Raw genomic sequence first — 10,609 nt, 5'->3', positions numbered from 1 at the left:
GCCGGCGCCGGGGTCACGGGCGGGCCGCCTCCCGGTCGGGGCGATTGTCAGTGGGGCCCTGCACTATGGGGGCATGGCGAGGACAGGGGCCGGTGGGGCCGGTGGTGGCAGGGTGAAGGGCGCGCGGCGGCCGGAGGTGCGGTTGCCCGAGTTGGAGGTCTGGGGCGGGGGTGAGCTGGAGCCGGACGGGGACTACGACGGGCAGGAGTTCCGGGCGGCGGACTTCGCCGGTCAGGACGGGGCGGGCGCCCGGTTCATGGACTGCGCGCTGCGGGACTGCGTCCTCGACGAGACGGGGCTGCGGCACGCGCGGCTGCTGGACACCGTCCTCACCGGGGCGAGAGGCGTCGGCACCGACCTGGCCGAGGCGACCCTGCGCGATGTAGAACTGGTCGACGCCCGGCTGGGCGGCACCCAGTTGCACGGTTCCGTCCTGGAGCGCGTGGTGGTCCGCGGCGGCAAGATCGACTACCTCAACCTGCGCACGGCGAAGCTCAGAGACGTGGTCTTCGAGAGCTGTGTCCTGGTGGAACCGGACTTCGGCAACGCGGTGCTGGAGCGGGTGGAGTTCGTCGACTGCGTGGTCAAGGACGCGGAGTTCAGGGGGGCGACGCTGAAGGACGTCGATCTGCGGGGCGCCGCGGAACTGGGCATCGCGAGCGGCGTGGAGCGCCTGTCCGGCGCCGTGATCAGCATGTCCCAACTGCTGGACCTGGCACCGGTGCTGGCGTCCCAGCTGGGCATCCGCGTGGAGGACTGACCGGCCTCGGGGACAGCGCGCCCCAAAGGGGTGCTGGGGGTACCCCCGGCCGAAGGCCGGGGGAGGAACTGCGCGACCGGCCCCCACCGACCGTCAGCCGCGAACCGCCGTGGCACCCAGGCGGCCGGCACTCAGCTCGGCGGAGGAGCGGGCGCTGCCTTCTTCCGCACCCCCAGGTGGTCGTCCGGGTCCTGCAACCGGTCCGGCTGCGCAGCAAGCATGCGGCGGACCACCGGTTCGGGCATCCGGACCACCACCGGCCGGGGCAGGGTCAGCTCCCGTACGGCGGTGCCCGCGCGGCCGGGGCGGGCGCGGCCGGTCACCCTCGCCACCACCCGCACGTCCAGGGTGAACTGCACCAGGACCGACGCGGCCTTGGGCTTGTGCAGCGGCATCGAGCCGGACGCGTTCACCGCCGCGTCGGCCGCGCCGCCCGTGCCACCGGCGTTGCCCATCAGCTGGTTGAGGCGGAACTCGTCGGCGTTGAGCAGTCCCGCGCCCGCGAGGCCGCGTGCCGAGCGGCCGTGGTCGGCGGAGCTCAGGCCGTCCGTCTGGGTGGGCCGGGGCGCGTCCAAGTGGCTCTGTCCCACCGTCTCGAAGGTCATCTTGTCGCCGACGCCCAGCACCCGGCCGTCCCGCAGCCGCGCGTGCAGGGAGGCGCGCAGGTCCTGGCCCGCCACCCCGGTGGCGTGCACCGGCGGCAGCTCCGCCCCGGCCGAGGTCAGGAGCGGCAGCGCCGCGATCAGCCACTCGGTGGAGACGGCCTCCTGCAGGGTGTAGGCGGCCGCCTGGCCGCCGGCCCGGAAGCGGTCGCCGCCGCCCGCGTCCCGGACCGCCGAGCCGACCAGCTCCCGTACCCGAGGGGCGCCCTGGAAGCCGTTCACCTGCGCTTCCATCGGCAGCCGCACACCCGCGGAGCGCCAGGTGCCGAGGGCGGCCGGGCGGTCGTCCCCCGGGCCGGGAGCGGGCGCCACCGGCTGGTGGCGGGGCGCGGTCAGCCGGGCGAGGGCGGCGAGGTCCTGGTCCAGGACGCGGTGGGTCAGCGACTGACGGCCCAGCGAGACCAGCGCGATCCGGCGGTCGCCCTTGAACAGTTCGAGGGTCGCCTCGATCGGCACCCGCATCCGCGACGACTTCGCGGTCTTCGCCTCGGCGACCGTCTTCATGCCGAGCTGGCCGCGGCTCGCCGTGCCGGAGCGCCGCGAGCCGGCCGAGCCGACGCCGAGACCGGCCGCGCCGCCCGTGCTCTTCAGCTGCCCGGTGCCGCCGTCGGGTTTGCCGGAGCCGGCGAGGATCCCCTCCACGCCGGTCGCCACGCCCTGGTCGTGGGAGGCGGCCTGCTGGGTGCCGGCCGCGGTGATGTACTCCATGTCCCGGCCGTCGTCCGCGGCCCCGTCGTAGGCGCCGTCGCCCAGCCGGTTCACCTTGAACACCGCCCAGTACGGGGTACTGCGGCCGTCGAACAGCTCGACGGTGACCCCGCCGTCCATCGCCCCGGACAGCAGTCCCGCGCTGCCGTCGCGGTCCAGGACGCGCAGCAGCCGCTGCACGTTGTCGTTGCGGTCCGCCAGTTGCCGCCGGGGCAGCAGGTCGTCGGCGAGGCCCTGCTGCCCGCTCTCCGCGAGGCGGGTGCGCAGCCGGGCCAGCAGCGGCACGAAGTTCGGCAGGTGCTCGACCATGCCGAAGCCGAGGGGCAGCGCCCGGGAGAAGGATGGCCCACCACCACGCCCCGGCCCACCCGCGACCGACCCGCCCCCCGACCCCGCGCTGCGCGCCCCCTCCCGGGCTCCGCGTGCGGCTTCCACCTGGGCCCCGCGTGCGGTGCCTCCCCGGGCTCCGCGTCCGGCCTCTGTCCCAGTCCCGCGTTCCGTGCCTTCCAGGGCCCCGCGTGCGGCGCTCTCCCGGGCCTCGCGTTCGGCGCCCGCCCGGGAGCTTTCCGCTGGCTGGCGGTCCGGGCGGCGGGACGGGGACATCAGGTCCGGTTCGGGGTCGAGTCCCAGGCGGCGGCGGATCGCCGCCGGGAGCTGCGCCTCCGTCAGCCACACCGCCGCCTCGGCCGGCAGGGTGCGCGCGGCCGTCGCCACGTACGGGCCGCCGCCGGTGACCTTGACCTCGGCGACCATGGTGACGAGCAGGTCGCACTGGACCAGGTAGAGCGGCGCCTTCTTCGGCGTGTGGGCGTTGCGCTCGACCGTGCCGGACAGGGCGGCGGACCGGGCGTCGCCCGCGCTGCCGGTGCGACTCCCGGACAGGCCCTGGCCCACCCGCCACTCCGCGCTGTTCTCCGACCCGGTGGCGCCGAACTGCCAGGTGCCGGCGGTGCCGTGCCCCTCCTGACCGGCCGCCTGGTGGCCGCCGAGCACGAAGGTCTCCGTACCGGGACCGGCGCCCCGGTGCAGGAACTTCGGGTTGGCCAGCGTGAGCCGGGTGCCCACGGCCCCGTTCAGCGCGGCGAGCCGGCGCGGATGGCGCAGGTTCTTCACCACCCATCCGGAGGACGCGGCCTGCCGCAGCGCGGCCGTGATGGCCTGCGGTCCGAACCGTTCCTCGATCGCGAGCCGCGGCGCGAGCCCCTCCGTCTGCAGCGCGGGATCCTCCCGGACGCCCTTGTCGCGGGCGGCGGCCCGGGACAGCAGCTGGAAGGCGAGGTCCCGGACGGCCTGGCCGTCGCCGACCGTCTCCACCAGCTGCCAGTCCCGCAGCGGCTGCCCGGCCGACGGCCGGGGCACCAGGCCGGCCAGGTCGCCGATGCCCTCGGCGGTGACCGCGTGCTCGGGCCGCGGCGGCTGCGCCCGCCGCCTGTCGCGGACCGTGGCCTGCCGCCGCCGGCCCTCGTCGTCGAGGGTGAACTCGGCCGGGGTGACAAGCCGTACGTCCTGCTCGTCCAGGTGCAGGCCCGCCAGCCGCTTCGCCTCGGGTGTGTCCCGGCCCGGGGAGCCGGGGGTGAGGGCGCGGCCGAGCTTGCGCTGCCGGGAGGTCATGGTGACGTCGACGTCCAGGCGCAGGGCCGCCGCGAAGGTGCTCGCCTTCTCCGAGCCGTTGGTGAGGACGTCGGTGCGGGTGGTGGGACCGGCCTGGTTGCGGCGGGTGCCGGTGTGGTGCTTCTCGTAGCGGGCCGAGCCGGTCAGGACGCCGGGGACGATCCTGGCCTGGCCGAGCACCAGACCGCCGACCGAGCGGGAACTGCCGCGTCCGCTCTGCGTGGCCGCGGTGACGCCGGAGTGGCTGCGCACCAGCCAGTCGTCGGTGTCGCCGAGGTAGCCGGTCTCCCGGAGCTGCCCCCGTACCCGGACCTGCACGTCGTGGGAGTGCAGGGTGGTCTTGCGGCGCAGCCGGACCCGGATGCCGGTCGTGGTCAACTGGTCCTTGTTGACCCGCAGGCTGGTCTCGGAGAGGGCGGCCATCAACTCCCGGTGGTTGCGCCGCTGGAGGGCGGCCTCCTCCTTGCCCGGCACCGACGTCACCGCCTCCGTGCCGAAGGCGGGCAGGTAGCCGGCCAGCCGGGGATCGGTCGCGAACAGCTCCCGCACGGCCCGCACCATGGGCCCGGTGTCGAGTTGGCTGAGGGTGACGCTGGAGCCCATGGCGCCGAAGGGCAGGTGCCGTTCGACGTCGGCCTCGTCGCCGTTCTCGTCGGTCCGCTTCGGCTTCCTGATGAACTCCCCGGCCTCGACACCGGGCGGCAGCGGCAGCCCGAGGGAGTGCGCCTCGTCGGCGCGCAGGCCCATCCACACCCGCATCTCGTGCCGGGCGACCCGGGTCCCGGGGCGCAGGATCATCTCGGCCGAGCGCGGTCCCGTGCCCTCCGCCGTGAACCGGACCGTCGCCAGGTAGAGCACCTTGTCGCCGCGCACCTCGGCGCCCTGGCGGCTGGCGACGGTCTGCTCGGCCACGGTGAACCGCGCCTTGCGGGCCGCCGCGACCGGCATCGCCGTACCGCGCAGGACGGCGGCGTTGCCGACCGCGCCGACACCGATGGCCGGGCCCAGCCCGCCGGTGGCGGCCCGCCCCTTGCCCGCGCTCTCGGTGACCGTGTGCTGGGTCTGCTGATGGGTGCGCAGCTGGGTCCCGCCGGTGCCCCAGGCGGGCGACAGACCGGTGATCTCGGCGTGCAGCCGGTAGCTGCCCACCGTGCCGCCGTCCTTGGCCGCCAGGTCCTCGCCGGTCACGCCGTCGCGCAGCAGCCGGGGCAGGTCCTCCAGGACGGTCGCGGTGGCGGTGGCCTCGTGGAGGCGGCCGCGGCCGGGAGCGCCGGGCGCGGTGAGCGAGGGATGCAGGACGGAGGCGACCGTGTCGAAGAGCCCGCCGCCGCCCGGGTGCGGGGCGGCGGTGTCGGTGACGGCGACCGGGGCGAGGGAGTCGGCGAGCGAGACGCGCCGGGCGGTGTCCGCGGCGACGGGCCGCGGGTCGGCGGGCGCCCGGGTGCCGGCCGGGACCAGGTGCTCGGTGGGGACGTGCTGGGTGAGGGTGCCCGAGCCGTGGAAGGTCTGCGCCTGCCGGGCGCCCTGCTTCCTGATCCGTACGCCGTAGCGCACCTTGCGCGGCGCCTCGACCGAGCCCTTCTCGCTGCGCAGCACCCGGGGCTCGGCCACGGTCCGCTGGCTGCGGGACTCGCGGGAGGACTGCCAGGGCTGCGCGTTCGCGAGGGCCGCGCCGCCCAGCCACAGCCCCGGCGCGACGGGCGCGAGCCCGAACACCATGCCGCCGGCGCCCTTGCTCGATCCGCCGCTCGCGGTGGTCGCGACGGTGGCGGCGGTGTTGTGCTGGACGTCGACCTTGGTGTCCTTGCCCTCGGCCTCGTCCACCGCGGCGAGCGGCGCCCCGTCCGGGTCGGGCACGGTGTTCGCGAGCAGGTTCCCGGGGTGGAAGACCGGCGGCCGGTCGTCGGGGGCGCGGGAGACGGTGACGGTGACGTCGTACGACTCCTTGCCCTTGCCCTCGACCGTGAAGGCGCGGCCCTGCCCGTAGAACGACTCGGGGCGGCCGGCGAGCTCGGCGCCGATGCCGGCGACCGTGCCGTCGCCGTGGCCGACGACGGCGGCCACCGCGTTCCGTACGAACTCGTGCCCGGTCAGCCCGTACGCCGTGGAGAGCCCGGCGGCCTGGAACTCCATGAGGTACGGCGGCAGGACCAGCCCCGGTTCGGTGCGCTCCTCCTCGATGGTGGGGGGCGGCACGGGCCGGGCGCGGGCCGCCGCGGGCCGGGCGACACCCTTGCCCTTGCCGCCGCCCAGCGCCAGCGTGGTGGCCGCGTTTCCGGCCCTGCCCTGGAGGGCGAGCAGCGCGTGTTCGGTGGGGCCGACGGGAGCGGCGGTGCCGGCGGCAGAGGTGGGACCGGCAGGACCGGTGGGCCGGGCGCCGGGCGGAGTCCGGGAGGTCTCGGGAGAGGCGTCTTTTCCGTTGTCGCCTGCCTGGCGCTGCGTCCGCACGGAGCCAACGTAGGGGCGGCCGGGAGGGTCCGGACGTCTTCCGCGGACTCCCGTCCCAGTTGTCACCCCCGCCACAACAGGAGGTCAACTCCCGTCCATACGGGGGTCGTTCAGTGCCACCGGTGGGGGTCGCCCAGCGCCACCGGTGGGGGTCGCCCAGCGCCACCGGTGGGGGTCGCTCAGCGCCACCGCCCGGGGGCGTGGGCGTTTCAGGAGACTCGCGGGAAGCGGGCCTGGAGGGTCCAGATCGCCGGGTTGTCGGCCAGGTCCTCGTGCAGGTCGGTGAGGTCGGCGATCAGGTCGTGCAGGAAGTCCCGGGCCTCCCGGCGCAGTTCGGCGTGGGAGAAGGTGAGGGGCGGCTCCTCGGCGGGCATCCAGTCCGCCTCGATGTCCACCCAGCCGAAGCGGCGCTCGAAGAGCATGCGGTCGGTGGACTCGGTGAAGTCCAGCTCCGCGTGCTGGGGCCGGGCGGCCCGGGACCCCGCCGGATCCCTGTCCAGCCGTTCCACGATGTCGCACAGCGCCCACGCGAAGTCGAGCACCGGCACCCATCCCCAGGCTGTGGACAGTTCCCGGTCCGCCTTGGTGTCGGCGAGGTAGACGTCCCCGCAGAACAGGTCGTGGCGCAGCGTGTGGACGTCCACCCGCCGGTAGTCCGTCTGGGGCGGGTCCGGGAAGCGGTTGGAGAGGGCGTAGCCGATGTCGAGCACGTAGCCGATGGTGTCACGGCCCGCACCATCCGCCCCATCGGCCTGAGGGGACCGCCCCTTCATCATTAGGATCGATCGCGTGTCCAGACGTGTACGCGTTTTCTCGGTCGCAGCAGGCGCGCTCGCGCTCTCCGTCGCCCTCACGCTCACCGCGCGCGGCGGAGTCCACGGGACCCCCGGTGGCGCGGGCCTCCACGACCCGTACTTCCCGAAGGCGGGCAACGGCGGCTATGACGTGCGCCACTACGGCCTCACCCTCGCCTACGACCCGGCCACCCGCCACCTCACCGGCACCGCCGTCGTCACCGCCCGCGCCACCCAGGACCTGACCGCCTTCGACCTCGACCTGAAGGGGCTGGACGTCGACACGGTCACCGTCGAGGGGAAGCGGGCCCGCTGGAGCCGCGCCGGCCAGGAGCTGACGATCCGCCCGCACGACGACCTGAAGAAGGGCGAGACCTTCGCCGCCACCGTGCGCTACTCGGGCAGCCCGGAGACGATCACCGACCCCGACGGCTCCAAGGAGGGCTGGCTGCGCACCGCCGACGGCGCGCTGGCCCTCGGCGAACCCGTCGGCTCCATGGCCTGGTTCCCCGACAACGACCTGCCCTCCGACAAGGCGTCGTACGACATCAAGATCACCGTTCCCAAGGGCCTCCAGGCCGTCTCCAACGGCGAGTTGAAGAGCGAGACGACCGAGGGCGACCGGACCGCCTTCGTCTGGCACTGCGCGCAGCCGATGGCGAGCTACCTCGCCACGGTCGCCGTCGGCCACTTCACGATCACCCGGTCCACCACCTCCGACGGTCTGCCGGTGTACGTGGCGGTGGACCCCACGCAGGCCTCCGCGAGCAAGAGCGTGCTCGCGAGGCTCCCCGAGATCATCGAGTGGGAGCAGCACACCTTCGGCCCCTACCCCTTCTCCTCCACCGGCGCGATCGTCGACCGGCCGGGCGACGCCGGGTACGCGCTGGAGACCCAGAACCGGCCCGTCTTCCCCGGTGCTCCGCAGCTCCACACCCTCGTCCACGAACTGTCCCACCAGTGGTACGGCGACTCCGTCACCCCGAAGACCTGGCGGGACATGTGGCTCAACGAGGGCTTCGCGACCTATGCCGGGTGGCTCTGGGAGGAGGACCACGGCGGCCGGACGGCGCAGAAGATATTCGACGAGGTCTACGCGACCCCCAAGGACGACGCGACCCTGTGGGGGTTCCCCGCGGCGAAACCACCGAGCGCCGCCTACATCTCGGGGCGGCCGGTGTACGAACGAGGCGCGATGGTCCTGCACAAGATCCGGCAGACCGTCGGCGACGACAGGTTCTTCGCCATCCTCCGGGGCTGGGCGGCCGCCCACCGCCACGGCAACGCGGACACCGCCGAGTTCACCGCGTACGTGGAGAAGATGGCGCCGGGCAAGAACTTCGACGCGATCTGGAAGGACTGGCTGTACGGCGACGGGAAGCCGGCGCATCCCTAGGGCCCCTGGCGGTCAGCTGTCCACGTCGCCCAGTTCCCTGCGCAGGACGGCGCACGGGCGCCCGTGTTCCCGGTCCGCGCGGTGATCGATCACCTCGTAGCCGAGGGCGGTCCAGAAGGCGAGGCCGTCCGGGTTGTTCTCCAGCACGGCGAGCCGGACCGCCGTACGGCCGGCTTCCCGGAAGCGGTCCTCGACGGCGGTCGCGATCCGTCGGCCGTGCCCCTGTCCCCGCACCCCCGCGTCCACCATCAGCAGCCCGATCCACGGGTCCGGGTCGGCCGGGTCCGGATGCCGGGCGAGGGTGACCGCGATCCCGACCAGCCGCCCCTCGCTACGCGCGAGCAGCACCTCCGCGTCCGGTTGCGCCAGCTCGTCCGCAAGCGCCCGCGCCACCTGCTCGGGCCGCACGTCTTCCGGGTCCGGGACGTCCCCACTGAGCGCGAGGAAGGCGCGGTTCGAGGCGTACAGGGCGGTGATCTCGGTGAGCACCGGTCCCGGGATGTCGTCACCGGGCCGCACGGACAGGGGCTGGAGGATCATGCGGGCAACCTATCCCCGCCCCTCCGGTGATCACTTGCCTGGCGCGGCGAGCCGGAACTACGCGGGGAAGCGCGCGCCGATGCTCACGCCAGCTGTCGCCGCTCACCGTCGCACCTGGCCGGTTCGGCAGTCGCGGCAGGGGCCGGGGGTGGGGGTGCGGGTGCGGAAGGGGCGGTCGCAGCCGTCGCAGGTCTGGAACGGGCGTCTCGGCTCCGGGGCCGGTGCGGCAGGGGGCCGGAACGGAGGTGGGGGCGGGAGTTTTTCCGCCAGGCGGTGGGCCAGGAAGGCGGCCGGGCGGATCAGGGGTTCCGCCGGAAGGTTGTCGGTCAGGGCATGGCGTACGGCTGTGGGGGTGACGTCGCGCTCCAGCCATGCGGCGACCCCCGGGGCGAGGTGCTCGGCGTCCGTGGCGGAGAGGAACAGGCGGGGGTCGCGGCGGCGGAGGCCGGCGAGGATGTCGAGGGCTGTGCCGAGGAGTGCCGGGGAGGCGGTGCAGGGCTGCGGTACGGCGGGGAGGCGCTTGCGGGGAGGCGGCTTGTCCGTGGCGGTCTTCGCGCGCCGGGCGGGCCGGTCGGGGGTCTCGGCCGTGGCGGTCCGGTGCCCGGGCTTGTTGCAGGAGACCGTGCGGGTGACGATCCGCCCGTCGGGGATCCGCTCCCGCTCGCGCCGCAGGTACCCCTCGGCCTCCAGTTCCCGCAGGGCCGCGCCGATACGGTCCCTCCCCTCCGGGAAGCGCAGCGCCAGGGTTTTGATGTCGACCTGGGCGCCCTTGGGGAGCGACTGGATGTGCACCCCGAGGCCGATCGCGAGCGCCGAGAGGGTGGGGTGCTGGGCTAGGTGGTTGCCGATCACCACGAAGTGGGAGGTGTGGCGGGCGTTGTCGTGCAGGAGACCGCCTGACCCCCGGTTCGGGTGCTTCCTGGCGGCAACAGGAGACTCGGCGCAGGAGGGCGCGCTAGGGTTTTTCGTATCCATCGGGAAGGCTGCTACTTCCTGGGTGGTCAGGCCCTCGCACTGGGATTGCCGTCCCGGCGGGGGCCGAAGTTTTTTCTGCGGTTGGTGCGCTGAGCGTAGGGCACCCAACCCGCCTCAAATCCAGCTGACTTGGGCATATTCACTCGCGGGAGTGACTCTGCGCGACGGGCGGGAGGGGTGGGGTTTGGTGGGAGTTCTTTCTCCCGTCGTTCTTTGGTGGTGACGTCCCGCGCACCCGGGGTCCGCGTTTCCGGGCTACGGGTGCACCTCGATCTCGGCCCACACCGTCTTGCGCGGCGACAGCCCCGGCGTTACGCCCCACTTGTCGGCGAGCGCGTCGACGAGGACGAGGCCCCGGCCCGACTCCGCGGCCGGTGCGCAGGGTTGGGGCTGTGGCTGGAGGTCACCGCGCGTGTCCGTCACCTCGATGCGCAGGGTGCTCCCCACGACGTAGAGGAGGAGGCCGAAGTCGCGTCCTGGCACCCGCCCGTGCGTCGCCGCGTTCGCCGCCAGCTCCGCCACGATCTGCGTCGCCGGGTCCAGGGGCAGTCCCCACGTGCGGAGTTGCTCGGCGGTCAGCAGCCGCGCCAGGCGTGCGCCTCGCGGCGTGGGGGACAGGCGCAGGCTCATGTTCCGGAGGGGGGTGGAGATTTCGTCGTTCACGTCACCCAGCGTGGCCGCCCGTGCGTACCGTGAACAGTGATGGAAGCGCTAC

Annotated in this window: 7 protein-coding genes; 2 read left to right on the top strand and 5 right to left on the bottom strand. The window is 74.2% G+C overall.

Annotated elements, in window-relative coordinates:
• Positions 1-73 precede the first annotated feature (73 nt).
• Positions 74-760, top strand: coding sequence for a pentapeptide repeat-containing protein (locus tag AB0M11_RS02315; RefSeq protein ID WP_365700439.1), 687 nt, complete (start codon positions 74-76; stop codon positions 758-760).
• Between the two features lie 131 nt (positions 761-891).
• Here AB0M11_RS02315 and AB0M11_RS02310 read toward each other — a convergent pair whose 3' ends face one another.
• A complete protein-coding gene (locus tag AB0M11_RS02310; protein WP_365700437.1) occupies positions 892-6,189 on the bottom strand; it encodes a hypothetical protein in 5,298 nt (1,765 codons plus the stop codon).
• A 209-nt stretch (positions 6,190-6,398) separates the two neighbouring features.
• Positions 6,399-6,899 carry a hypothetical protein gene (locus AB0M11_RS02305; RefSeq protein ID WP_365700435.1) on the bottom strand — a complete coding sequence of 167 codons (501 nt, stop codon included), beginning with the start codon at positions 6,897-6,899 and terminating at the stop codon, positions 6,399-6,401.
• A 79-nt stretch (positions 6,900-6,978) separates the two neighbouring features.
• On the opposite strand from AB0M11_RS02305, the gene AB0M11_RS02300 reads away from it, so the two are divergent.
• Positions 6,979-8,379, top strand: coding sequence for a M1 family metallopeptidase (locus AB0M11_RS02300; protein WP_365700433.1), 1,401 nt, complete (start codon positions 6,979-6,981; stop codon positions 8,377-8,379).
• A 12-nt stretch (positions 8,380-8,391) separates the two neighbouring features.
• Here AB0M11_RS02300 and AB0M11_RS02295 read toward each other — a convergent pair whose 3' ends face one another.
• The 3 genes from AB0M11_RS02295 to AB0M11_RS02285 all read right to left on the bottom strand — a co-directional run bounded on the left by AB0M11_RS02295 (position 8,392) and on the right by AB0M11_RS02285 (position 10,557).
• Positions 8,392-8,919, bottom strand: a complete 528-nt coding sequence (locus AB0M11_RS02295; RefSeq protein ID WP_365700431.1) for a GNAT family N-acetyltransferase — start codon at positions 8,917-8,919, stop codon at positions 8,392-8,394.
• Positions 8,920-9,021: 102 nt separating this feature from the next.
• Positions 9,022-9,894: a helix-turn-helix domain-containing protein gene (locus AB0M11_RS02290; protein WP_365700429.1), complete on the bottom strand. Its 873-nt coding sequence runs from the start codon at positions 9,892-9,894 to the stop codon at positions 9,022-9,024.
• A 255-nt stretch (positions 9,895-10,149) separates the two neighbouring features.
• The gene (locus AB0M11_RS02285; protein WP_365700427.1) at positions 10,150-10,557 is read right to left on the bottom strand and encodes an ATP-binding protein; all 408 of its coding nucleotides are present in this window, start codon (positions 10,555-10,557) and stop codon (positions 10,150-10,152) included.
• Between the last annotated feature and the right edge of the window lie 52 nt (positions 10,558-10,609).

It is taken from the genome of Streptomyces sp. NPDC051987, assembly GCF_040680735.1.
GTDB lineage: Bacteria > Actinomycetota > Actinomycetes > Streptomycetales > Streptomycetaceae > Streptomyces.
Note: the sequence above shows the minus strand (reverse complement) of the source record. Positions and strands in the feature narration are given on the sequence as shown.